Consider the following 24,192-nt stretch of genomic DNA (forward strand, 5'->3'; position numbering starts at 1 on the left):
CATCCCGACAGTTAACGTGGTTATACTTGTAAACTAAATCTTTTTATTTTGGTTTACAACTACGATGTTTACGCTTCAGGACGCCGAATTCGATCGCCAGCATATCTGGCATCCTTACACCTCCATGCAGCAACCGTTGCCCTGTTACCCGGTCGTCGCGGCACAGGGTTACACGCTGCAACTGGCGGATGGGCGCACACTGGTAGACGGGATGTCCTCCTGGTGGGCGGCGATTCATGGTTACAACCATCCACGCCTGAACCAGGCCCTGCAGCAGCAGATGGCTCAGATGTCCCACGTGATGTTCGGCGGGATTACGCATCCCGCCGCGGTGGCGCTGTGTCGTCAGTTAGTGGCGATGACACCTGACGCGCTGGCGTGCGTATTCCTTGCAGACTCCGGCTCCGTTGCCGTCGAAGTGGCAATGAAGATGGCGTTGCAATACTGGCTGGGTCGGGGAGAAACGCGTCAGCAGTTTTTAACCCTTAAGCGTGGCTATCACGGTGATACATTTGCGGCGATGTCGGTGTGCGATCCGGATAATTCCATGCACAGCCTGTGGCGCGGCTATCTGCCCGAGCACCACTTTGCCGAGGCGCCGCAATGTGGTTTTGACGCGGCCTGGAATGAAGAAGATTTTCAGGATTTCGCCCGGCTGATCGAACAGCATCAGCATCAGTTGGCCGCGGTGATTCTGGAGCCCATCGTACAGGGCGCGGGCGGCATGCGTTTTTACCATCCCCGCTACCTGCAGAGGGTACGCGAGTGGTGCGATCGTTACGGCATCCTGCTGATCGCTGATGAAATCGCCACGGGCTTTGGCCGCACCGGCACGCTGTTTGCCTGCGAACATGCGGCGATCACACCGGACATCCTGTGCGTCGGCAAAGCCCTGACCGGCGGCACGATGAGCCTGGCCGCCACGCTGACCACACGTGAAGTCGCCGATACCATCAGCCGCAGTCCGGCGGGCTGCTTTATGCATGGCCCAACCTTTATGGGCAATCCGCTGGCGTGCGCCGTGGCGGCGGAGAGCCTGAAAATGGTACAGGAAGGCCACTGGCGCGGGCAGGTCAGCGCTATCGAGCGTCAGCTTCAGGCGGGACTGACGCCACTGCGCCAGTCGCCAGCGGTAGCCGATGTTCGTGTGCTGGGCGCGATTGGCGTGGTAGAAACTCACCGTCCAGTGAATATGGCCGCCCTGCAGCAGTTTTTCGTCAGTCAGGGCGTCTGGATTCGGCCCTTTGGTCGTCTGATCTACCTGATGCCGCCCTATATCATCGCGCCTGAAGCACTGGATACGCTGATCCAGGCCATGGCCGCAGCCCTGGCGAACCCCGGTCATTTTCTGCGTTGAGCCCTGAAGGCTGGACGTTCAGGCGGTTTTGGTTAAGATGAAGACGCAGCCACCATAAACCCAAGGAGATGTGATGCGAGTTTATAGTCAGGATTTACACGACGGCGACAAAATGCCGGAAAAGCATGTTTTCAACGGGATGGGCTATCAGGGCGAAAATGTGTCACCGCATCTTGCCTGGGAAGACGCGCCGGAAGGCACAAAAAGTTTTGTCGTGACCTGTTTCGATCCTGATGCCCCGACCGGCTCAGGCTGGTGGCACTGGGTGGTCGCCAATCTTCCGGCCGATACCACATCGCTGCCGCAGGGTGCGGGTTCCGGTAAAGCCGCCTTACCTGCAGGTGCCGTGCAAACCCGCACAGATTTCGGCCAGGCCGGGTACGGCGGGGCCGCGCCACCGGCGGGTGAAACGCACCGCTACATTTTTAGCGTCCATGCGCTGGATGTGGAGAGCATTGAGGTCGATGCAGGCGCCAGCGGCGCGATGGTGGGCTTCAACGTACATTTTCACGTGTTAGCCAGCGCGTCATTGACCGTTCATTACGTCTGATTGCGCGTGCTCTTCTGCCGCTCCCGCCCGGGAGCGGCAACGCTGAACGTTAAGCCAGCTGATGTACCACAACCCACATTGGACCCTGTCCAACGGCATAACGGCCGACAGGTTCAAGTTGCCCTTGCGGCTGAGTAATGCGGTATACCTCAATGTGATGCGACTTCTGTCCTGCCGCCACCAGATACTGGCCCGTGTGGTCGATATTGAAGCCCCGCGGCTGCGTTTCGGTCGGCTGGAAGCCCTCCACCGTCAGTAGCGCGCCATCTTCACTCACGCTGAACACCGTGATGGTGCTGCTGGTGCGATCGCAGGCGTACAGGAAACGTCCGTCCGGCGTCAGGTGAATATCGGCGGCCCAGCGCGTGCCGGTAAAATCAGGCGGCATCATATCGAGCGTTTGCACCGATTCCATTTTGCCGTGTGCATTCTTCAGTGACCAGACTTCGACCGTGCTGTTAAGTTCATTAACGCTGTAGGCGTACTGGCCGTTGGCATGAAACGCCATATGACGCGGGCCCGCGCCCTCTGCCGTAGTGACCTGTTGCTGGGAATGCGGCGTTAACTGACCGTCCGCCCCGAGGTTAAACAGGCAGATGCGATCCTGTTTGAGCGCGGGCACATATAACGTGCTGTCGGCATTATCGATGTTCGCAGAGTGACAACCTGCCAGACCGTCGATCACCTGGCTCGGAGCCTGGGGCACACCGTCAGCGCCGATGGGGCTGATGCTGACGCAGGCATCATTGTAGGAGCCACAAAACAGGAAACGGCCAGCGTGATCGGTGGAGATGTGGGTGGGGCTGCCCGGCAACGGTGCCTGCCCCGCTTCCGTTAAGGTGCCATCCTGCGCAATACGAAAGGCCAGCACGCGGAAATCCGGACGCACGCCCACATACAAGAAATCTTTTTTCGGACTGACCACCATAGGCTGAACCTGACCGGCGATATCCGTTACCTGCAGTAGCGTCAAGGTGCCCTCATCGTTCAACTGCCAGACATGGATTTGTTGACTCTCGGGACTGGCGGTGTAGACAACCTGCTTCATGTATTCTCCTTTTTCGCTGACTCATGTTGTTCTGCAGGTCACTGTAGCGCGTTTTTTTCTGTCTCGCTGGAATGATTTGTGCCCTGATTTTTGTTTCCGGGCCACAGTCAGGTGTAGACTTGCTGTTTCGCTAACCTATCCAGATGAGAGGATTAATGAGCTATCGTGTAATCGCCCTCGACCTTGACGGCACGCTGTTGACCCCGACGAAAACCATTCTGCCCCAATCCACAGAAGCGATTACCCAGGCGCGCAAAGCGGGCATCAAGGTGATTATCGTGACCGGACGCCATCACTGTGCCATTCATCCTTTCTACCAGACGCTCAATCTGGATACGCCCGCCATCTGCTGTAACGGGACCTACCTGTACGATTATCCGGCGAAAAAAGTCCTGGCTGCCGATCCGCTGGATACCGACGTTGCGGTACGTGTGATCGAGATGCTGGATGAACATCATATTCACGGTCTGCTGTATGTGGACGATGCGATGCTCTATCAAACGCCGACCGGCCATGTGATTCGTACGCTGAAATGGAGTGAGTCATTACCTCCACATCAGCGTCCGGTGTTCAGACAGGTGGACAGCCTGGCGCAGGCCGCCAGAGAGGCGCAGTCGATCTGGAAGTTTGCCCTGTCTCACGACAACACAGCAGCGTTGCAGCAGTTTGCGCAGCGTGCGCAAGACGAGCTGGGTCTGGCCTGCGAATGGTCCTGGCACGATCAGGTCGACGTTGCCCGCGGCGGTAACAGTAAAGGCAAGCGCCTGGCGCAGTGGGTCGAATCCATCGGGCTGACAATGCAGGACGTCATTGCCTTCGGCGACAACTACAACGATCTGAGCATGCTGGAAACGGTGGGGCTGGGCGTGGCCATGGGCAATGCGGATGACGCCATTAAAGCCCGCGCGAAGAGGGTCATCGGTACGAATCTGGAAACCGGCATTGCCGAGACGCTTTATCAGCTCGTTCTGTAAGTTTCACTGACCCAATGAGCACGGTTTCAGCGGGTCATTCCGGTGTGACAGAGACGCTTTTAATCTGTGCGTACAGCCACTGCTCCGGGCGAATGTTAAGTTCGTCCCGGGCCCAGGGAGAGATGCTCGCCCAGAGTTCGCTGATACCGATGCGCAGCTTAACCTCCACCTGATCGCCCACCTCAATTAACTCCACCACCTGTGCCGGCAGCACATTGCGAATAGAGCTGTGTTTTGCCGGTTGCAGCGTCAGCGAAACATCGGCCGACGCAATCCGTATCCGTAACGGCGTTTTGACCGGCTGATTTACCCGACTGACCCAGATATGCTGATCGCCCAACGATAACGCCGTCATCGGGTAATCTGGATGATGCTCTAGCACCTGAACGCGCAGTACGCTGGTCAGGTCGCTGACCGGCAGCCAGGGGCGCATCGCACTGCTGCTCCAGACCCGCTCCAGCGGGCCAAAGGCCTTCACCTTGCCGTGATCCAGAACCAGCACCGTCTCGGCCAGTTGCAGAATTTCGTCGAGGCTGTGAGAAACGTACAGCACCGGGATATCCACCTGCTTTGCCAGTTTTTGCAGATATGGCATCAGCTCACGCTTGCGCGGCAAATCCAGCGAGGCCAGGGGTTCATCCATTAACAGGATATCAGGGGCGCTGAGCAACGCCCGCCCGATGGCCACCCGCTGCTTTTCGCCGCCCGAGAGCGAGAGCGGAAAACGGTCCAGTAAGGGTTCGAGTCCCAGTAAGTCCACCAGCGTGTCAAACTGCCCTTTCATACTGGCTGCCAGGCCATAGCGTAAGTTACCCCGGACACGATAGTGCGGAAACAGTCGCGCCTCCTGGAAAACGTAACCCACGTTGCGCTTTTCAGGCGGCAAGGCAATCTGCTGTTCGGCGTCAAACAGCACACGGTCATGCAGCTGAATGCGCCCGCGCTGCGGCCGGGTCAGCCCGCCAATCGCGTTGATTAACGAGGTTTTACCCGCACCCGACACGCCAAATATTGCCGTGATGCCGTTGGCGGGAACCGTCACGTTGATCTTCAGCTCGTGTTCGCCCAGCCGTTGTGTGAAATCGAGCGTCAGCATCCGGCCCCCATCCGTTTCCGGCCCCATTGCGCCAGCCATTCAGACACCAGCAAGGAGGCCAGTGCCAGCACCACCGCGATAACGCACAGACGCGCAGCGGCCCCTTCTGCCCCGGGCGTTTCAATCAGCGTATACATCGCCAGCGGCAGCGTGCGCGTTTCGCCAGGAATGTTGGAAACAAATGTAATAGTGGCACCGAATTCCCCCAGCGAGCGGGCAAAGGCCAGCACCGTACCGACGATAATACCGGGCAGCGTTAACGGCAGCGTAATGGTAAAAAAGACCCGCCAGCGGCCCGCGCCCAGCGTCCGGGCCGCCTGTTCCAGCCGGATATCCACGGCGTCCAGCGCCAGGCGAATGGCCCGCACCATGAGCGGAAAGGCAATCACCGCCGACGCCAGTGCCGCACCGCGCCAGCTAAACGCGAAGCTAAAGCCGAACCATTCATACAGCTTTTCACCAATAAAGCCGCGTCGGCCCAAGCCAATCAGTAACAGATAACCGACCACCACTGGCGGCAGCACCAGCGGCAGGTGAATCACACCGTCCAGAAGCGCTTTACCCGGAAACTGGCAGCGGACCAGAACCCATGCCATAAGGATGCCGAAGGGCAGACTGCACAGGACGGCAATGCCGGAGACCTGCAGGCTGAGCATCACGGCCTGCCATTCAACATCACTGAGTATCATTTTTTAGGCGTGAATCCGTATTGGGTAAACACTGCGGCCGCTTCCGGCCCTTTCAGGTAGTTATAAAAAGCCTTAACGGCCGCGTTGTCGTGATCTTTAACAATCGCGACAGGATATTCGACCGGTTTATGGCTGTCTTCCGGAAAGGTGCCGACCACCTGGACTTTTTGGCTGGCGACCGCATCAGAACCGTACACAATGCCGTAAGGCGTTTCATTACGTTCCACCAGCGCCAGGGCGGCACGGACATTGTTGGCGCGCGCCAGCACAGGTGACAGTGAAGACCAGGCACCCAGCTTCTCAAGTGCCTCTTTGGCATAGATGCCCGCCGGCACATGATCGGGATCGCCGACCGCCAGACGTTCGCCTTTCAACAGACGTTTCCAGTCGGTTTTATCGTTAATCGTTACCGGCCTGGCGTTCTCACTGCGTGGCGCTATCAGAACCAGATCGTTGCCCAACAGGGTATAGCGGGTTGTGTCGATCATGCTTTTTTTTGCGACCGCATCATCCATCCACTGCTGATCGGCTGAGATAAACAGATCGGCGGGCGCGCCCTGCTCAATCTGACGGGCCAGGACTGACGACGAGGCAAATGACGACACCACCTCTGTCCCATGTGTTTTCTTATAGTGTGCCGCAATATCGTTAAGCGCATTGGTCAGTGAGGCCGCCGCAAAGACGGTGATTTTATCGGCTGCCAGCGCCGGAACGGCCAGTGACAGGGCAATTACGGCGGCAGTTGCGGAACGTAGTAAGGTTAAACGCATGATTTTTCTCCAGTGATCGTTATATATAAAATAATACAGCGAACGGCCTGACAGCCAGACAAAATGATTAAAAGAGGAAGAAAAGCGTGGACGTAAAACAGCAACGTCCGTGCTGAGACGGACGTTGCAGGAGGATTAATGCTGAGAGCGGGCGTTAGTGTTGTCGCGGCGACCCGTTTTAGAGATGAGGTTAAACACTTCACCCAGACCGTAAATCAGGCCTAACATAATCGCCATAACCACAGGTACCATAATCACTGCCACGGCGAGGCTTTTAATGAGTTCCAGCATGGTAAGTCCCACTTTGCGGATAAAAAAGAGATTGTAACGGCTCAGTAAAAATTTGCGCAGACCTTTTCGTGCTTTTACTTTGAGGCGCAAAGCTCGTTATCATCAGCCCGATCACGCGACTTACCCTTTGCAGGAGCCACCATGCAAGCCGACCTCACCCTTCATATTCGCCTGCAGCAGAAACTGTTTGCCGATCCCCGCCGCATTGCCTTGCTGCAACGCGTGCAACAAACCGGCTCCATCAGTCAGGGCGCTAAACTGGCGGGCATCAGTTACAAAAGCGCCTGGGATGCCATCAGCGACATGAACCACCTGGCCGGGCAGGAAGTCGTGGCACGCGCGACCGGGGGCAAAGGCGGTGGCGGCGCGCAGTTAACCCGCTACGGTGAACGACTGGTACAGCTGTTTGGCCTGATGGAAAAGATTCAGCAACATGCCTTTGATGCGCTGCAGCAGGATACCCTGCCGCTCGACAGCTTACTCGCGGCTATCGCCCGCTCCTCCCTGCAAACCAGTGCACGTAATCAACTGTTTGGTACCGTCGTGCACAATGATGCTCAGCAGGTGATACAGCATCTGACGATTCTGCTTGCCGATGGCGTGACGCGGCTCAACATTGCCCTGACCGAGCGCAGCGCAGAACGGCTGAATTTGCACGCCGGAAAAGAGGTGCTGGTATTAATCAAGGCCCCGTGGGTCAGTGTGCATACCGCGCCCACTGATGCCGAGAATCAGCTTGCCGCAACGCTGACGGCTATCGAAAAAGGCCAGCAGGTGAGTGAAGTGCTGATGACCTTACCCAGTGGCGAAACGTTGTGTGCCACGCTGGATAACCGTGAAACGGAACAGCGTCAGCTTCACATCGGCATGAATGTTATCGCCAGCTTCAGCGCCAGTCATGCGATTGTTGCCTCACTGCGGTGATTTTCACCGGCCGGTTTGACATCCCTGTTTGCAGTCGCTAAAACGTCAGTTAACGCTGCATAAAATGGAACAAATCATGGCTTCATTGCAAATTTCGCAAGGCATATTTCACCTTAATGATACCCGAGTGCTGTCCCTGGCCGATGTGCATCTTCGCCGGGGTGAGCGCTGGGCGTTTGTTGGCGCAAACGGCAGCGGCAAGTCCTCGCTGGCACGCGCGCTTTCAGGCGAGCTTCCCCCGTTATCGGGTAAGGTGACGCACGATTTTCAGCGCCCGTGGCGCCTGTCGCTGGAGCAGCTACAGAAGCTGGTCGCCGAGGAATGGCAACGTAACAATACCGATTTACTCAGCGAAGGTGAGGACGACAGCGGCCGCACCACGGCGGAAATTATTCAGGATGCGGTGAAAGATGCCGCACGCTGTGAACGTCTGGCGGCGCAGTTTGGCATCAGTAGTCTGCTCAGTCGCCGCTTTAAATACCTGTCGACAGGCGAGACGCGAAAAACGCTGCTGTGCCAGGCGCTGATGGCACGGCCTGATCTGCTGATTCTGGATGAACCTTTTGACGGCCTGGATGTGGATTCCCGCGCGAATCTGACGGCCACCTTAGCAACGCTGCATGAGGCTGACGTCACGCTGGTGCTGGTGCTGAATCGCTTTGACGATATTCCGGATTATGTCGATCAGGTGGGCGTTCTGGCCGAATGTAGCCTGACGCAGGTCGGGCCACGCGAGACCATTCTGGCCCAGACGCTGGTCGCGCAGCTGGCTCGCAGTGAACAGCTGGACGGTATGGCGTTGCCGGAGGCCGATGTGCCCGATCAGTTGCCCGCGTTGGCGGATGATGCGCCGCGCGTGATCCTGCGCAACGCGGTGGTGTCCTATAACGATCAGCCCGTGATCAACGGCCTGAACTGGCAGGTGAATCCCGGTGAGCACTGGCACATCATTGGCCCCAATGGCGCGGGTAAATCTACCTTACTGAGCCTGGTAACGGGGGATCATCCGCAGGGTTACAGCAATGATTTGACCCTGTTCGGCATTCGCCGTGGCAGCGGCGAGACCATCTGGGACATCAAGCAGCATATCGGCTATGTCAGCAGCAGCCTGCATCTGGACTACCGGGTCAGCGTGAATGTGCGCACCGTGATTTTATCGGGCTTTTTCGATTCGATTGGTCTCTATCAGGCTGTATCTGACCGCCAGATGGCGCTGGCGCAACAGTGGCTGGCGCTGACAGGGATGGATAATGCGATGGCGAATGCGCCGTTCCACAGTTTGTCCTGGGGGCAACAACGGCTGGTCTTAATCGCCCGCGCGCTGGTTAAGCATCCCACGTTATTGATCCTTGACGAGCCCTTGCAGGGGCTGGATCCGCTTAACCGGCAACTGGTGCGCCGCTTTGTGGATATTTTGATTGGGGAAGGCCGGACCCAGCTGCTGTTTGTTTCGCATCATGCCGAAGATGCCCCGCACTGTATTACGCATCGCCTGCATTTTCTCCCTGATGGCACAGGCGGCTACCGTTATCAGCAAGATGTGATCTGACACAACCCTGCCGTGAAAACGGCGGGGATATTATCCGCAATGTAAACGTTACCATTTAAAACCCCATTCCATGACCATAATGTGCCTTTTCGCCTTTAAATAAGAATAGTCATCTTGTGTAAACGATACCATTTATTCAGACTCGATCACGCTTTCATGCCGTTTGATGTGCTATTTTTTAGCGATGATTTTTTTATTTTGACGCTGACCAGGATGCGACATGCAAAAATTTAACCCGGCCGATCATCCCCATCGCCGTTACAATCCCCTGACTGACCAATGGATTCTGGTTTCACCTCACCGGGCCAAACGTCCCTGGCAGGGTGCGCAGGAAACGCCCGCGGTAAATGCCCTGCCGTCACACGATCCAGACTGTTTTCTGTGTGCAGGAAATACGCGCATTACCGGCGATGTGAACCCGGATTACAAAGGTACGTACGTTTTCACCAATGACTTTGCTGCGCTGATGACGGATACGCCGGATGCGCCCGAAAGCGATGATCTCCTGATGCGTTGCGAAAGCGCGCGCGGCACCAGCCGCGTGATTTGCTTTTCGCCCGATCACAGTAAAACGTTGCCTGAAATGTCCCTGAGCGCGCTGGAAGAGGTCGTGCGCACCTGGCAGGAACAGACCGCAGAGCTGGGTCAGCATTATCCGTGGGTGCAGGTGTTTGAGAACAAAGGCGCCGCCATGGGCTGTTCGAATCCGCATCCGCATGGCCAGGTCTGGGCCAACAGCTTCCTGCCTAACGAGGCCCAGCGCGAAGATGACCATCAACGTCAGTACTTTGCAAAAACCGGCTCGCCAATGCTGGTGGATTACTGTGCGCGTGAACAACAAGACGGCAGCCGCACCGTAGTGGAAACCGAGCACTGGATCGCCGTGGTGCCGTGGTGGGCCGCCTGGCCCTTTGAAACCCTGCTACTGCCCAAAGCGCACGTGAAACGCATGACCGATTTGAGCGAGGCGCAACGCAACGATCTGGCGAAAGCCCTTAAGCTGCTGACCAGCCGCTATGACAACCTGTTCCAGTGCGCCTTCCCCTACTCCATGGGCTGGCACGGTGCGCCGTTTAACGGCGAGGAAAACGCCCACTGGCAACTTCATGCCCATTTTTATCCGCCGCTGCTGCGTTCAGCCACGGTGCGCAAATTTATGGTCGGCTACGAGATGCTGGCTGAAACCCAACGCGATTTAACCGCGGAGCAGGCAGCAGAACGTCTGCGCGCCGTGAGTGACATTCATTTCCGTGAGGCACAACAATGAGCTTAAAAACCATCACGCAGCAGGTCTTTACCGACACCTTTGGCTATGCGCCCACTCACACGATTCAGGCACCCGGCCGCGTCAACCTGATTGGCGAGCATACGGATTATAACGATGGTTTCGTTTTGCCTTGTGCCATTGACTACCAAACCGTTATCGCCTGTGCCAGACGCGACGATCGTCAGGTACGCGTTGTGGCCGTGGATTACGATCAGGCGCAGGACAGCTTCTCACTGGACGATCCCATTACCAGCGTGAGCGAGCCGATGTGGGCAAACTATGTGCGCGGCGTGGTGAAGCATTTACAGAAGCGCGCGCCTGATTTTAACGGCGTGGATATGGTGATTAGCGGTAACGTGCCTCAGGGCGCGGGCCTCAGCTCCTCTGCCTCGCTGGAAGTAGCCGTCGGGACCGTTTTTCAGCAGTTGTTCAACCTGCCGCTGGATGGCGCCGCCATTGCGGTAAACGGTCAGGAGGCGGAGAATCAGTTCGTGGGCTGTAACTGCGGCATTATGGATCAGCTGATTTCCGCGCTGGGGCAAAAAGATCATGCCATGCTGTTGGATTGCCGCTCACTCGGCACCAAACCGGTTTCCCTGCCGGAAGACGTGGCCGTGGTGATCATTAACTCTAATTTCCGCCGAAGCCTAGTGGGCAGCGAATACAATACCCGCCGCCAGCAGTGTGAAACCGGTGCGCGCTTCTTTAATAAGAAAGCACTACGCGATGTCGGCCTGGCGGAATTTGAGGCGGCGGTCGCGCGGTTAGATCCTAACGTCGCGAAGCGCGTGCGCCATGTCATTACCGAAAATGCCCGTACGCTGGAAGCCGCAGAGGTGCTTTCGCGTGGCGATTTAACGCGCATGGGGGAACTGATGGCGGAATCGCATGCCTCAATGCGTGATGACTTTGAAATCACCGTGCCGCCTGTCGACACGCTGGTTGAAATTGTTAAAGCCGAGATCGGCAATCGTGGTGGTGTCCGTATGACCGGTGGCGGCTTCGGGGGCTGTATCGTTGCGCTGATGCCGCTTGAGCTGGTTGATCAGGTGCAGGCCGCCGTCGCCAGCCAGTACGAAGCTAAAACGGGCATCAAGGAGACCTTCTACGTGTGTAAAGCTTCAGAAGGAGCAGGTCAATGTTAAGCGATGTCAATTCCCATGCGCCGGATGGTCAACCATGGCGCATCACCGTGCTGCGTAATGCGCACGGAATGGTGGCCACCTTTATGGACTGGGGAGCAACCTGGCTGTCGGCGCGCGTGCCACTTCAGGACGGCAGCGTGCGCGAGGCCCTCTTAGGCTGTGCCACGCCGTCCGATTATCTGCATCAGGATGCCTATCTGGGGGCGACCGTTGGCCGTTACGCTAACCGTATCGCCGGGGCAAAACTCAATACCCTCAACCGACAACTGCTCGCCAACCAGGGTGAGCATCAGTTACACGGTGGTCCGGACGGGTTCGATAAACGCCGCTGGCAGATTATCAGCCAGTCAGAAAGCGAAGTGCATTATCGTCTGGATTCGCCTGACGGCGATCAGGGCTATCCGGGAAATCTGATCGCGGATTTGCGCTATGTGCTGGATGACGATAACTGCCTGTCCATCCACTATGAAGCCCGGTGCGATCAACCCTGTCCGGTGAATCTCACTAACCATGCTTACTTTAATCTTGATGCGCATCATGGCGATGCGCGCCAGCATCGCTTACAACTGCACGCCGATCGTTATCTGCCCGTCGATAGCGAGGGTATTCCCAACGGCCCGCTGAAAGCCGTGGACGGCACCAGCTTTGACTTCCGTCAGGCCAAAAGCCTGGCGCAGGATTTCCTTGCCGATGCCGATCAACAGGCGGTTAAAGGCTACGATCATGCCTTTCTACTTAACAGCGCGGGCGATGCAAGCCAGCCCGCAGCAGCGTTATGGTCGCAGGACGGCAAGCTACAGTTAAGTGTAACGACGTCGGCCCCTGCCCTGCAGCTGTACAGCGGCAACTATCTGGCTGGCACGCGCGCCCGGGAGCAGGAAAGCTATACTGCTTACCAGGGGATTGCGCTGGAGAGTGAGTTTTTACCGGATTCGCCCAATCATCCCGAGTGGCCACAGGATGATTGCTGGCTGCAGCCGGGGGATCGTTGGGAATCCGTTACGCGCTATCGTTTTACCTCACACTGAGCCGCCGGGTGAAAAACGCGCAGTGCGTCACAGACAGACTTACGCAGTGCGCTGTTTTCCGCTATGGTAGAGCGCAATGGTCGGCCAGCGGGCTGGCGACAACAGGTTTCCATTATCTCAGAAACATCAAGTATTAAGGAGTTAAGCTATGGCTGTAACTAAGCTGGTTCTGGTGCGACACGGCGAAAGCCAGTGGAACAACGAAAACCGCTTCACCGGATGGTATGATGTAGACCTTTCTGACAAAGGCCGTACCGAAGCTAAAGCAGCCGGACAGCTGCTGAAGAAAGAAGGTTTCGTGTTCGATTTCGCCTACACCTCCGTGCTGAAACGCGCCATCCATACCCTGTGGAATATTCTGGATGAGCTGGATCAGGCCTGGCTGCCCGTTGAAAAATCCTGGCGTCTGAACGAGCGTCACTATGGTGCGTTACAGGGGCTGGATAAAGCTGAAACCGCCGCTAAATATGGTGACGAGCAGGTCAAACAGTGGCGTCGTGGCTTTGCCGTGACCCCGCCGGAGCTGGATCGCAGTGATGAGCGTTTCCCGGGACACGATCCGCGTTATGCGTCATTGTCCCCTGAGCAACTGCCCACCACGGAAAGTCTGGCACTGACCATCGATCGCGTTATTCCTTACTGGAACGAAAGCATCCTGCCACGTATTAAAAGTGGTGAGAAAGTGATTATCGCCGCACACGGCAACTCACTGCGCGCGCTGGTGAAATACCTGGATAACATGAGCGAAGACGAGATTCTTGAGCTGAATATCCCAACCGGCGTTCCGCTGGTTTACGAATTCGACGAGAACTTCAAGCCCGTCAAACACTACTACCTGGGTGATGCCGATGAGATCGCAGCGAAAGCGGCGGCCGTGGCAAATCAGGGTAAAGCGAAGTAATTGACCTGTAAAAAGGGCCAGACTGCGATGTCTGGCCCTTTTTTATGGCCTCACGGTTAACCGCGACGCTGTTTGACCGCATCGGCCAGCTGACGTAATACCTTTTCGGTATCTTCCCAGCCGATACAGGCATCGGTCACGCTCTTACCGTAAACCAGCGGTTCACCGCTTTCCAGGCTCTGATTGCCTTCCACCAGATGGCTTTCGATCATCACGCCAATGATGCCGCGCTCGCCATTAATCATCTGCTGTGCCACATCATCAGCCACCTGCATCTGCTTCTGGAACTGCTTGCTGCTGTTTGCGTGACTGAAATCGATCATCACCTGCTGCGGTAAGCCAGCCTTCTCCAGTCCGGCCTTCACGGCACTGACGTGGCTGGCGCTGTAGTTAGGTTCTTTTCCGCCGCGCAGGATGATGTGACAGTCGCTGTTGCCGCGCGTTTCCACAATTGCAGAGTGGCCATATTTGGTCACGGACAAGAAACAGTGCGGTGAACCGGCTGCGTTGATCGCATCAATCGCCACTTTAATGGTGCCATCGGTCCCGTTTTTAAAACCGACCGGGCAGGAAAGACCGGAAGCCAGTTCACGGTGCACCTGCGACTCTGTCGTCCTGGCACCAATAGCGCCCCAGCTCATCAGGTCAGCGACATACTGCGGCGTAATCATGTCCAGGAACTCACCCGCCGCAGGCAGGCCAGAATCGTTAATCTCCAGCAGCAGCTTACGCGCCAGGCGCAGGCCATCATTTAACTGGAAGGTGCCATCCATATAGGGATCGTTGATCAGCCCTTTCCAGCCAACGGTGGTACGCGGTTTTTCAAAGTAAACGCGCATTACCACTTCCAGCTCGCCCTTCAGCTGCTCACGCAGGTTTAACAGACGTGCGGCATACTCTTTTGCGGCCTCGGTATCGTGGATAGAGCAGGGTCCAATTACCACCAGCAGCCGATCATCGGCCCCGTTCAGGATCTGGTGAATGGCCTGACGCGCCTGAGAAACGGTTTGCGCGGCACGTTCGGTTGCAGGAAATTTTTCCAGCAGGGCAACGGGGGGCAACAGCTCTTTTATCTCTTTAATGCGTAAATCATCATTCTGGTAATTCATACTGATTCCATATAATTTCTGGCCCGGCGCGCGCCGGGCTCAACCCAGCCAATGTAGCCGGAAGCGCACAGGGTGTAAATTCTGAATCCATGTAAAATGCATGTGTAAAATTTGCATAAATGGGTTATGCGTCTAGACTTTTAAGGGTAACTACTGAGGATCGGTGGCTTACGTTTATTAATACCTGTCTTTAAGCTAACCAGCGAAATTTTATTTCGCTCAGGTCGCTTTTTGTCTGAAACCTGACAGCGGGTTAGAGACAGCAAATATCATTGATTAACGGGAGCATAATGATGAATAAGTTTGCACTAATTTTTCTGACGGCAGCGATGACTCTGGGCAGCGGCGCAGCAATGGCTGCCAACGGAAACTCTAACCAGGCTGCAGCAGCAGGTGCCGTTGCGGGCGGGGCGAATGAGAACCTGCCACCGAATAAAGTCGATAACAGCAAAATTAACAATACCGGTACTGAGATGTCGTCTCCAACCCGAGACAGCACCTCCAGCAGCAAGCATATGACCGCGAACGAAATTGATCAGAACAGCCAGTGTAAAGATGGCAAATGTCCTGATATCAACAAAAAAGTGCACACCAAAAAAGGTGGCGGCCACGTCAATACCAAAACTGACGGCACGACGCAGTAAAGTATACTGTGTGCATTATGAGGAGAGCCGCGGCTCTCCTTTATTTTATCCCGCTGCGACTTCCGCTATGCTGAGCCTGTGAAATTTACAGGGAAATGTTCATGGCCTCACTGCTTCTGATTGACGATCATCCACTGGTTGAAGTGGCGCTGGACGCGGCACTCTCGCAATCGCCTGTCCCCATTCAGCTTATTTCGGCCAGCAGCGAGCACGCCGCTCGCCCTTATCTCCAGCTTCCTCCGGATATCATTGTGCTGGATATCGGCCTGCCCGATGGCGACGGACTGGAGATTCTGCGCCGCCTGAAAGTGCACTTACCCGATTGTCCTGTACTGATCTATTCTGCCCAGCAAAGCAGCCACTACATCCGGCGTGCGCAGGCGCTGGGGGCGGCGGGTTATGTGGTGAAAAGCCAGCGGATGGCGCATTTACTCAGTGCCATTCTTGCCGTACTGGGCGGCCAGTCAGCCTTTCCTGAAGGCCACAGCAGCGAACCCGAGTTACCGTTAACCAGTAAAGAGCGCCAGGTGCTGGCGTTGCTGGCCAGCGGCCTGTCCAACCTGCAAATTGCCGAACAGTTGCATATCAGTAATAAAACCGTCAGTACGCATAAAAAGAATATTCTGGAAAAAACCGGCGCGCGTTCTGTTGTCGAGCTGGCCGATCTGTGGAAAGCACAGCAGTGATACGCTGGTTACTTCTCCTGCTCCTGCTGGCGCCGCTGGCCCAGGCCGACGTGCGTCCGGTCAGCAGTATCAATCTGCCTATGATGATGCCGGTAAAAGGCGCAGAGCTGATGCAGGGCAAAGTGGTGCGTGTGGGCCTGCTGGATGAGAATACGGCGCCCTGGGCCATGCATGTGGGCAACGATCTGTACGGGATTGACGCCGATTATCTGGCGGCGCTGCACCAGTTAACCGGGGCGCAGTTCTCCCTTCACCTCTATGCCACCCAGCCGGCTCTGCTGAGCGCCCTGCAGGCGGGGCAGATTGATTTTGCGTTAGGCATGCTGGCCCCGCCCTTTCCTGCGGGCGCCGTTGCCAGCGACAGCTGGTTTAGCAGCCCGTTACGAATTTACCGTAATCAGCAGAACCAGCGTGCCGTCATGTTTAACAGTGATAATGCACAACTGGCGATCAGCGAGCAAACCCTGGCACAGCTTCCGCCTGCGCTGGCTGCCCGCCACCACTGGCGCACCTACGGCAGCGATCTTCAGGCGCTCTACACGCTGCTCAATCAGCAAAACGACTATGTGGTCGCCGATGAAACCAGCGCGGGATTTTTGCTGAGTCAGCTACAGCAGGGACAAATTTACCAAATCGCGTCGGGGATTGATGCCGGGCAACTGACTTTGCGCGCGGTTTCCCGCGATCCCGCGCTGATTGCGTGGCTGAATCAGAGCCTGCGCCAGTTACCCGCAGAGTTGATGAGCACGTTACAGGCGCGCTGGAGCAGCAGCCTGCCGCGGTATCAGGACACACAAACGCTGATGCTGAGCGCCAGCGAGCGGCAATGGATAGCAGCCCATCCCCAGGTTACCTACGCCGCTGAAGCCGATAACTATCCCTGGAGCTATCGCGACAGCAACGGCACGCCCCGCGGTTACGGTATCGATCTGCTCAATGCGGTCTCACAGAGCACCGGTTTACGTTTTACGCCGCACTGGGTCAGTAATCCGCAACAGGCGGCCACGCTGCTGGCACAGCATCAGGTGATGTTACAGCTGATGCAACCGCTCAACGGTGAAACCCAAAGCACCAGCCTGCCCGTCTGGCGGGCACTCTGGGGTATTTACAGCCGCCAGCCCGCAGCCGGCTCTCACTGGAGCGATCTGGCAGGCAAACGTATTGGTATTCTGCAGGATGATCTGGCCCAGCGCCTCGTCCCTGACACCATCCCGGTTCAACGCTTTGCGGATCGCAACAGCCTGTACGACGCGCTGGCTACCGGTCAGATTGACGCGCTGGTCGATAACGTCCTGTCTGCGCGCTGGCGCATTGCCAGCCGTAACGATCCCCAAATTCATCTGGCTTTCGCGGCCAGCGATATCGCCTGGCCTGTGGCCATCGGAGTGGCACCTGATGAGCCTGTTCTGCGTGGGCTGCTGGATCGCGCGTTACAGCAGATTCCCGTCGATACGCAAAACCAGATGCGCGATCGCTGGTCAATGCCGCCCCAGCCAGGCAGCGTGGGCGCGATGCGCGTGCTGCCCGTCGCGGTGTTGGCGGCGGCAGGCGTTGCCATTGTCGTGTTACTGCTGTTACTGGCCCGGCGTTACTGGCAGCAACGGCGGGATCGCCAACAGCGTGAACAGGCGGAACACGCGAATGCCATGAAGAGCCAGTTTTTAGCGACGGTCAGCCATGAGCTGCGAACGCCGATGCAGGCGATCCTGGGGCTACTGGAGCTGGAAAAACAGCAAAGCAGCCGTGAAAACCTGCAGCTTCTGTACCAGAGCGCGCAGTCCCTGATGACGTTGCTGAATGATTTGCAGGATCACGCGCGCATTGAAAACAACAGTTTCACCCTGTCGCCCCGCCCGCTGGCCCTGGCACCCTGGCTGGCGCAGCAGCGCCATTTCTATCATCCGCTGATGCGGCCGGATGGCCCGCATTTACAGGTAGAGGCCCTGACGCCGCTGCCTGACGCGGTGATGCTGGATGCGGACCGCCTGCAGCAGATCGTCAACAACTTAGTGACCAATGCCTTTAAATTCACCCGGCACGGCCTGATCCGCCTGACGCTGTCGGCTACAGACAAATTGCAGTTAACCGTCAGCGACAACGGCAGCGGGATTCCCCCTGAAGAACAGCCCAGACTGTTCGATCCCTGGTACCAGGCCCCGTCGGGCAAAGCGCTTTCCGTTCAGGGCAGTGGCCTGGGGCTGTTTATTTGTCGGGAAATGGTGCAGCGCATGGGCGGTGAGATTCACCTGCATTCTCAGCCCGGCAAAGGCACCGAGGTCACACTTATCCTGCCGCTGATTCCCTGCGATAGCGTCACTGAGGGCGATCCGGCCACGCTGCCAGGTTTTCCGCAACTGCGCGTGGCCGTAGTGGATGATCATCCGACAAACCTGATCGTGATGCAGCAGCAGCTGGCGCGCTTTGCGATTCAGGCGGACTGTTTTGAGCAGGGCCGCGACCTGTTGCTGGCCGATGCCCGGCGCCCTTACGACCTGCTGTTTATCGATCAGATGATGCCGCGCCCGGACGGTATGCTCCTGCTGCGCGTGCTGCGTCGTCGCCAGCGCCAGCGAGGCGGAAGGCCGTTGCGGGTGCTGTGCTCTGCTGATGCGCAGTTACTGAATGTACAGACTGAGCCGCATGAACGTGTGCTGATCAAACCGGTACAGCTACAGGATATCAGCGACCTGCTGACCGCCTTCCATGACGATCCGCTGGCCGCGCTGGATAACAACCTGTGGACACTGGCGCAGCAAAACGAGAACTATCTTAGCCGACTGGGCAAAACGTTACGTGCTACCGTGGAGAAAGACATGGCACAACTGCACGCGGCCATTGCCAGCGGTGACGAAAGACAGTTAGCCGAGTCCGCGCATCGCCTGAAAGGAAGCTGGCTGCTGATTGGCATTGATGAGGGCGTAGCGCTTTGTCAGCAGTTGTCCGATCGCGCCAGACAGCATCACAACATCTCAGCAGAGTGGCAATTGCTGATATCATTGACCGAAAGATTACTACATAAACTGGACACGTATGGCACACACCCACTCTCATAGCGGTCAGGACACTAACCGTACGCGGCTGATGGCCGCGTTTGCCGTGACGGCACTCTTTATGGTGGCAGAAGTGATTGGCGGCTGGCTGTCGGGCTCGCTGGCGCTGCTGGCCGATGCCGGTCACATGCTGACCGATACCGCCGCCCTGTTAATGGCCTTACTGGCGGTTCAGTTTGCCAAACGCAAACCCAATGAACGTCATACCTTTGGCCTGCTACGTCTGACCACGCTGGCCGCGTTTGTAAACGCCCTCGCCTTAATCGGCATCACCATTTTGATTGTCTGGGAAGCGGTGGAACGGTTTACCCATCCGCAACCCGTCACAGGCGGCCTGATGCTCGGCATTGCGATTGCCGGCTTGCTGGCGAATATTCTGTCTTTCTGGTTGGTGCATCACGGCAGTGAAGAAAAGAACCTGAATGTGCGGGCGGCTGCGTTGCACGTCATGGGGGATTTGCTTGGCTCGGTGGGCGCGATTGTCGCCGCGGTGATTATTCTGTTTACCAACTGGACGCCCATTGACCCCATCTTATCCATCGTCGTGTCGATGCTGGTGCTGCGTAGCGCCTGGTCGCTGCTGCGGGAAAGTTTACATGAGTTGCTGGAAGGCGCGCCTGCGTCGCTGGATGTGAAGAAACTGCGGCGCGATCTGAAGCGAAATATTCCCGAGGTGCGCGATGTCCATCATGTACATGTCTGGCAGGTGGGCGAGCAACCGATCTTAACGCTGCACGTCCAGGTCATTCCACCGCGCGATCATGATGGCCTGCTGCGCCGCATCCACACGTACCTGCATGACCATTATCAGATTGAGCATGCTACGGTACAGATGGAGTTTCAGCCCTGCGTGGGCCCTGACTGTGAGCTGAACGGACAGGTCATTGAAGAGGGCCATCATCATGGCGGGCATTCGGATCATGCTGCTGAAACGTCCCATCAGCACAGTGATCATTCACCTCACCACAGTGACCACGTTCATCATCACAGCCATCATCACTGAGCCGAGAGCGCACGCGAACCCTGTTTGCGTGCGCTGATGATCCACATGCGTGAGCCGTTCAGCGCAATTAAGGTCAGAATGGCGTACTCCAGCGACATCGCATACACCCCCTGACGGGCAAACACCATCACACTGATCACATTGATGACCACCCACAAAAGCCAGTTTTCAACATACTTCCGCGTCATCAGCACCATTGCCACAATCGACAGCACCATCAGGCAGGCATCCCAGAAAGGGAAGGCGTCCGGCTGCAACGCCGGCATCGCCACCGTAAAACCCAGTGCATTCATCAGGGCCACCGCGGTACGGGTGAGAAAGGCAAACACCGGATCGATGTAGATCGTCATCAGCCCCACCGCTATAACGCAAACCGCCGCCCAGCCAATCGCCTTGGGCAGCGGGAGCCAGCGAATCGTTAACGCCGCCTGGTTATCAATGGTTTGTCGGCTCCAGGCGTACCAGCCATAAACGTTAGCCGCAAAAAAGAACAGCTGTAACAGCAGGCTGGCATAGAGCTGAATCTGAAAAAATATCACCGCAAACAGCGTCACGTTTATCAGGCCGAACGCGTAGTTAGCGATTTTCTCCAGGCTGGCCAGCCAGATACATAACAGGCCCGCCAGGGTGCCAACGGCTTCAATCCAGGACAGATCGTACCCGGTCGCGCCCAACGGGATGTGAACTAAAATGTTTTGCGTGCTAAAAAAATCCATATCAGGCACCTGTCAACGACGCGGATTACGCGTTTCCTTTCACGTTATGTTTGAGGTCTGCTGCAAAGGATAGCATACGGTTTAGCGGCACCAGCGCGGCCTCGCGCAGCGCCGCGTCTACGTGGATCTCATGAGCCCGCCCACCCGACGTCAGCGCCTCGGCAATGGCCTGCAGTCCGTTCATCGCCATCCAGGGACAGTGCGCACAGCTTCGGCAGGTTGCGCCCTCACCGGCGGTGGGCGCTTCCAGCAATATTTTGTCAGGAACCGCCTGCTGCATCTTGTAAAAGATGCCGCGATCGGTGGCGACGATCATCTGCGGATGTGGCAAGGTTTTTGCCGCCTGAATCAGCTGGCTGGTTGAGCCTACCGCATCGGCCAGATCCACAATCGCCTGCGGCGATTCGGGATGAACCAGCACTGCCGCATCCGGATACAGCGCTTTCATCCGCTGCAGCGCTTGAGTTTTGAATTCGTCGTGGACGATGCAGGCGCCCTGCCAGCATAACACGTCGGCCCCGCTTTTTTGCGTAACATAGCGCCCGAGATGCCGATCCGGTGCCCAGATGATTTTTTCCCCCAGGCTGTCCAGATGTTCAATCAGTTCGACGGCAATGCTGGAGGTGACAACCCAGTCGGCGCGCGCTTTTACCGCCGCAGAAGTATTGGCGTATACCACCACCGTCCGGTCAGGATGCGCATCACAGAAGGCCGTAAACGCCTCAATCGGGCAGCCCAGATCCAGCGAGCATTCGGCCTCCAGCGTCGGCATCAACACGGTTTTTTCCGGGCTGAGAATTTTGGCGGTTTCGCCCATAAAGCGCACGCCGGCCACCAGCAGCGTAGTGGCGGGATGCTGGCTGCCAAAACGCGCCATTTCGAGCGAGTCAGAGACGCAACCGCCGGTTTCTTCGGCTAAGGCCTGGATGTCAGGATCCGTGTAATAATGCGCCACCATCACGGCGTTACGGGCTTTCAGCAGGGCTTTAATTTTTTCCCGGTAAAGCGTTTTTTGCTCGTCACTCAGCCGGGCGGGCTTAGGAGGAAAAGGATACACCGCATGTTCAGGATCAAAGATTGCGCTCATGACACCGCTCTCGTTCTGTAAAATTAACGAAAATAGCCGTTTCTGGCTTAACAGGACGTAAATACCGCCATCGTGTTTTATATGCTAAACACGATAGCGAAAAAGCAGCAGCCTGTCGCGTTTTATTTGGTCATGACGATGCAGAAAGCCCCACCAGACCGGGCTGAGGGGCTTCCAGTTGAAGCAAAAAGGCTTTGACCGTCAGGCCACCGGCAAATCCCGTCAGTTTTCCATTGGCCCCAATGACCCGATGACACGGTGCCACAATGGACAACGGATTTTTGCCGTTAGCAGCACCGACGGCACGTACCGCTGCCGGATGCCCAATCTGCTCGGCGATCTGGCGGTAACTGCGGGTTTCGCCAAACGGAATAGAAAGTAGCGCCTGCCAGACTTTTTTCTGAAATGCTGTGCCGTCCATATCCAGCGGTAAGTCAAAAACGCGCCGAGTGCCGGCAAAGTACTCACGTAACTGCGTTTCGGTTTCGCGTAAAACAGGATGATTATCGTCGCGCTCACGCGGCGACAACCGGGGATGTCTGCGCACTTCGTCCTGCCATAAAATGGCCGCCAGACCGCGATCGCTGGCGATCAGGGTCAGTTCGCCCACCGGCGTTATCACAGGTTTGCAGTAATACATGCTGTTCCCTCCATCACATTGCTGTCTGGCATTATCGCATTTTCGCCACGCGAAACTGGCTGTTTTCGGTCATTACAATAAACTGTTGTGCTGTCCGAAAACAGCCAGTCAATATCCAATGCCCGCGCTACGCTGTCGCTCTTTGCCGGAGAAAAACCATGTTTGATTCAGATACCGCTTACCAGGCACTGACCTCGCGTGATACGCGCTTCGATGGCGTGTTTTTTGTCGGCGTGACCTCAACCGGCATTTACTGTCGCCCGATTTGCCCGGTGAAAGCGCCAATGCAGAAAAACTGTCTGTTCTTCAACAGCGCTGAGGCGGCAGAGAAAGCGCATTTTCGCCCTTGTCTGCGTTGTCGTCCGGAGCTGGCACCCGGCAACGCCCCCGTGGACAACGCCCACCGCGTGGCCGACCGACTGGTGCAGCGCATTGAAGAGGGCTTGCTGGAAGCCCACAGCGGCCTGGATGCGATTGCTGCAGAGTTTGGCATCAGCGCCCGTCAGCTGCGGCGCATTGTGCAGCAGGAGCTGGGCGTCACGCCACTGGAGCTTAAACAGACACGTCGTATGCTGCTGGCTAAGCAGCTTCTGACCGAAACCACGCTGCCGGTAACCGAGATCGCTTACGCCAGTGGATTTGGCAGCTTACGGCGCTTCAATGACGTGTTTCAGGCGCGCTATCGCATGACGCCGGGCGCACTGCGCAAAAGCGGCAACCTGTCGCCGCAACCTGCAACGGACACAATGCGGTTACGCCTCAGCTATCGTCCGCCTTACGACTGGCAGGCGATGCTGGACTTTTTACGCCTGCGGTTAATGAACGACATTGAAGCCGTTGATGGTGAAACCTACCGCCGGACGGTGGCGCTGGGCGAATACCGGGGTTGGGTCAGCATTTCGCATCTCCCGGCAAAGCAGGCGCTTCAGGTTGAATTCACCCGCTCTCTCACGCCTGTGCTGCCTGCCCTGCTGCGTCGGCTGCGCGACCTGTTTGACCTGAATGCTCAGCCGCAGCGCATTGCCGAACACCTGCAACAGGATCCCCTGCTGGCGCAAAGTATTCAGGATTACCCCGGCCTGCGTGTCCCCGGAGCATTTGACAGTGTCGAAATGGGCGTACGCGCTATCCTGGGCCAGCAGGTCACCGTTAAAGCCGCCACGACGCTCAGCAGCCGCTTTGCTCAGGCATTTGGTGAACCCTGCACCACGCCGTTCCCTGATCTGTCGCGCTATTCTGCGCAACCCCAGCGCATTGCTCGGGCCACAGTCGATGAGATTGCCCGCCTGGGCATTGTCAGTGCGCGCGCCAGAGCGATTCTGGCCTTTGCGGCCGCCTGTAACGAGGGCAGCCTGCGTTTCAATGCGACGCTTTCGCCTGACGACATCATGGCGCGCCTGGTGGCCTTACCGGGCATTGGCCCCTGGACCGCCCACTACATTGCCATGCGGGCGCTGCGCTGGCCAGACGCCTTCCCGAAAGAGGATATCGCCGTGCGCAATAATCTGGGGGGATTAACACCCAAAGCGGCAGACGCGCGCTCACAGGTATGGCGTCCCTGGCGCAGCTACGCCGTGATGCATATCTGGAAAAGCCTGTCACCGGCCAGTGCGAAGTAAGCAGCCCGTTGTCCTGAAAAGAAATATCACGCCTCGCCTCTAAACTCCT

23 protein-coding genes are annotated in these 24,192 nt (G+C 57.0%); 14 read left to right on the plus strand and 9 right to left on the minus strand.

What is annotated here, in order from left to right; genetic code table 11:
* Positions 1 to 64: 64 nt before the first annotated feature.
* Positions 65 to 1,357, plus strand: a complete 1,293-nt coding sequence (gene bioA / locus RAC65_RS07205; RefSeq protein ID WP_058701080.1) for an adenosylmethionine--8-amino-7-oxononanoate transaminase — start codon at positions 65 to 67, stop codon at positions 1,355 to 1,357.
* A gap of 73 nt (positions 1,358 to 1,430) precedes the next feature.
* Positions 1,431 to 1,907 carry a kinase inhibitor gene (locus RAC65_RS07210; protein ID WP_033737738.1) on the plus strand — a complete coding sequence of 159 codons (477 nt, stop codon included), beginning with the start codon at positions 1,431 to 1,433 and terminating at the stop codon, positions 1,905 to 1,907.
* A gap of 49 nt (positions 1,908 to 1,956) precedes the next feature.
* Here RAC65_RS07210 and pgl read toward each other — a convergent pair whose 3' ends face one another.
* Positions 1,957 to 2,955 (minus strand): 6-phosphogluconolactonase, encoded by a 999-nt coding sequence (gene pgl / locus RAC65_RS07215; protein WP_006118499.1) that lies wholly within the window; start codon positions 2,953 to 2,955, stop codon positions 1,957 to 1,959.
* A 155-nt stretch (positions 2,956 to 3,110) separates the two neighbouring features.
* Here pgl and RAC65_RS07220 point away from each other — a divergent pair, with 155 nt between their 5' ends.
* Positions 3,111 to 3,929, plus strand: coding sequence for a pyridoxal phosphatase (locus RAC65_RS07220; protein WP_058701081.1), 819 nt, complete (start codon positions 3,111 to 3,113; stop codon positions 3,927 to 3,929).
* Positions 3,930 to 3,963: 34 nt separating this feature from the next.
* On the opposite strand, the gene modC is transcribed toward RAC65_RS07220, so the two are convergent.
* From modC to RAC65_RS07240, 4 genes are all read right to left on the minus strand, one after another.
* Positions 3,964 to 5,025 (minus strand): molybdenum ABC transporter ATP-binding protein ModC, encoded by a 1,062-nt coding sequence (modC, locus tag RAC65_RS07225; protein ID WP_375096602.1) that lies wholly within the window; start codon positions 5,023 to 5,025, stop codon positions 3,964 to 3,966.
* A complete protein-coding gene (gene modB / locus RAC65_RS07230) occupies positions 5,019 to 5,714 on the minus strand; it encodes a molybdate ABC transporter permease subunit (protein WP_006118496.1) in 696 nt (231 codons plus the stop codon). Before modB ends, modC begins: the two co-directional genes overlap by 7 nt.
* The gene (modA, locus tag RAC65_RS07235) at positions 5,711 to 6,484 is read right to left on the minus strand and encodes a molybdate ABC transporter substrate-binding protein (RefSeq protein ID WP_006118495.1); all 774 of its coding nucleotides are present in this window, start codon (positions 6,482 to 6,484) and stop codon (positions 5,711 to 5,713) included. The genes modB and modA overlap by 4 nt, the downstream gene beginning before the upstream one ends.
* Positions 6,485 to 6,619: 135 nt before the next feature.
* Positions 6,620 to 6,775 carry an AcrZ family multidrug efflux pump-associated protein gene (locus RAC65_RS07240; RefSeq protein WP_006118494.1) on the minus strand — a complete coding sequence of 52 codons (156 nt, stop codon included), beginning with the start codon at positions 6,773 to 6,775 and terminating at the stop codon, positions 6,620 to 6,622.
* A 141-nt stretch (positions 6,776 to 6,916) separates the two neighbouring features.
* On the opposite strand from RAC65_RS07240, the gene modE reads away from it, so the two are divergent.
* The 6 genes from modE (at position 6,917) to gpmA (ending at position 13,589) form a co-directional block, all read left to right on the plus strand.
* The gene (gene modE, locus RAC65_RS07245; RefSeq protein WP_006118493.1) at positions 6,917 to 7,699 is read left to right on the plus strand and encodes a molybdenum-dependent transcriptional regulator; all 783 of its coding nucleotides are present in this window, start codon (positions 6,917 to 6,919) and stop codon (positions 7,697 to 7,699) included.
* 76 nt (positions 7,700 to 7,775) lie between these two features.
* The gene (modF, locus tag RAC65_RS07250) at positions 7,776 to 9,248 is read left to right on the plus strand and encodes a molybdate ABC transporter ATP-binding protein ModF (protein ID WP_058701084.1); all 1,473 of its coding nucleotides are present in this window, start codon (positions 7,776 to 7,778) and stop codon (positions 9,246 to 9,248) included.
* Between the two features lie 220 nt (positions 9,249 to 9,468).
* Complete coding sequence (gene galT, locus RAC65_RS07255; RefSeq protein ID WP_058701085.1) at positions 9,469 to 10,515, plus strand: galactose-1-phosphate uridylyltransferase; 1,047 nt, start codon at positions 9,469 to 9,471, stop codon at positions 10,513 to 10,515.
* A complete protein-coding gene (gene galK, locus RAC65_RS07260) occupies positions 10,512 to 11,660 on the plus strand; it encodes a galactokinase (RefSeq protein ID WP_058701086.1) in 1,149 nt (382 codons plus the stop codon). The genes galT and galK overlap by 4 nt, the downstream gene beginning before the upstream one ends.
* Positions 11,654 to 12,688: a galactose-1-epimerase gene (gene galM, locus RAC65_RS07265; protein ID WP_054687986.1), complete on the plus strand. Its 1,035-nt coding sequence runs from the start codon at positions 11,654 to 11,656 to the stop codon at positions 12,686 to 12,688. Before galK ends, galM begins: the two co-directional genes overlap by 7 nt.
* Positions 12,689 to 12,836: 148 nt before the next feature.
* Complete coding sequence (gene gpmA, locus RAC65_RS07270; protein WP_006118488.1) at positions 12,837 to 13,589, plus strand: 2,3-diphosphoglycerate-dependent phosphoglycerate mutase; 753 nt, start codon at positions 12,837 to 12,839, stop codon at positions 13,587 to 13,589.
* A gap of 56 nt (positions 13,590 to 13,645) precedes the next feature.
* On the opposite strand, the gene aroG is transcribed toward gpmA, so the two are convergent.
* The gene (gene aroG / locus RAC65_RS07275) at positions 13,646 to 14,698 is read right to left on the minus strand and encodes a 3-deoxy-7-phosphoheptulonate synthase AroG (RefSeq protein ID WP_006118487.1); all 1,053 of its coding nucleotides are present in this window, start codon (positions 14,696 to 14,698) and stop codon (positions 13,646 to 13,648) included.
* A 290-nt stretch (positions 14,699 to 14,988) separates the two neighbouring features.
* On the opposite strand from aroG, the gene RAC65_RS07280 reads away from it, so the two are divergent.
* From RAC65_RS07280 to zitB, 4 genes are all read left to right on the plus strand, one after another.
* Complete coding sequence (locus RAC65_RS07280) at positions 14,989 to 15,342, plus strand: YbgS-like family protein (RefSeq protein ID WP_006118479.1); 354 nt, start codon at positions 14,989 to 14,991, stop codon at positions 15,340 to 15,342.
* 101 nt (positions 15,343 to 15,443) lie between these two features.
* Positions 15,444 to 16,028, plus strand: a complete 585-nt coding sequence (locus RAC65_RS07285) for a response regulator transcription factor (RefSeq protein ID WP_006118477.1) — start codon at positions 15,444 to 15,446, stop codon at positions 16,026 to 16,028.
* A complete protein-coding gene (locus tag RAC65_RS07290; protein WP_058701087.1) occupies positions 16,010 to 19,081 on the plus strand; it encodes an ATP-binding protein in 3,072 nt (1,023 codons plus the stop codon). The genes RAC65_RS07285 and RAC65_RS07290 overlap by 19 nt, the downstream gene beginning before the upstream one ends.
* Positions 19,059 to 20,081 carry a CDF family zinc transporter ZitB gene (gene zitB / locus RAC65_RS07295; RefSeq protein ID WP_375096545.1) on the plus strand — a complete coding sequence of 341 codons (1,023 nt, stop codon included), beginning with the start codon at positions 19,059 to 19,061 and terminating at the stop codon, positions 20,079 to 20,081. The genes RAC65_RS07290 and zitB overlap by 23 nt, the downstream gene beginning before the upstream one ends.
* Here the strand turns inward: zitB and pnuC are convergent.
* From pnuC to RAC65_RS07310, 3 genes are all read right to left on the minus strand, one after another.
* The gene (pnuC, locus tag RAC65_RS07300; RefSeq protein ID WP_054634301.1) at positions 20,075 to 20,797 is read right to left on the minus strand and encodes a nicotinamide riboside transporter PnuC; all 723 of its coding nucleotides are present in this window, start codon (positions 20,795 to 20,797) and stop codon (positions 20,075 to 20,077) included. The two genes, zitB and pnuC, sit on opposite strands and share 7 nt — an antisense overlap.
* A gap of 25 nt (positions 20,798 to 20,822) precedes the next feature.
* Positions 20,823 to 21,884, minus strand: a complete 1,062-nt coding sequence (gene nadA, locus RAC65_RS07305) for a quinolinate synthase NadA (RefSeq protein WP_006118473.1) — start codon at positions 21,882 to 21,884, stop codon at positions 20,823 to 20,825.
* A 130-nt stretch (positions 21,885 to 22,014) separates the two neighbouring features.
* A complete protein-coding gene (locus RAC65_RS07310) occupies positions 22,015 to 22,524 on the minus strand; it encodes a methylated-DNA--[protein]-cysteine S-methyltransferase (RefSeq protein ID WP_058701088.1) in 510 nt (169 codons plus the stop codon).
* A gap of 158 nt (positions 22,525 to 22,682) precedes the next feature.
* Between RAC65_RS07310 and RAC65_RS07315 the strand changes: the two genes are divergently transcribed.
* Entirely contained in the window at positions 22,683 to 24,143 is a 1,461-nt protein-coding gene (locus RAC65_RS07315; RefSeq protein WP_058701089.1) for an AlkA N-terminal domain-containing protein, read from the plus strand.
* The last annotated feature ends 49 nt before the right edge of the window (positions 24,144 to 24,192 follow it).

Origin of the sequence: Pantoea sp. BS_8 (genome assembly GCF_041954965.1) — a bacterium.
Lineage (GTDB): Bacteria > Pseudomonadota > Gammaproteobacteria > Enterobacterales > Enterobacteriaceae > Pantoea > Pantoea stewartii.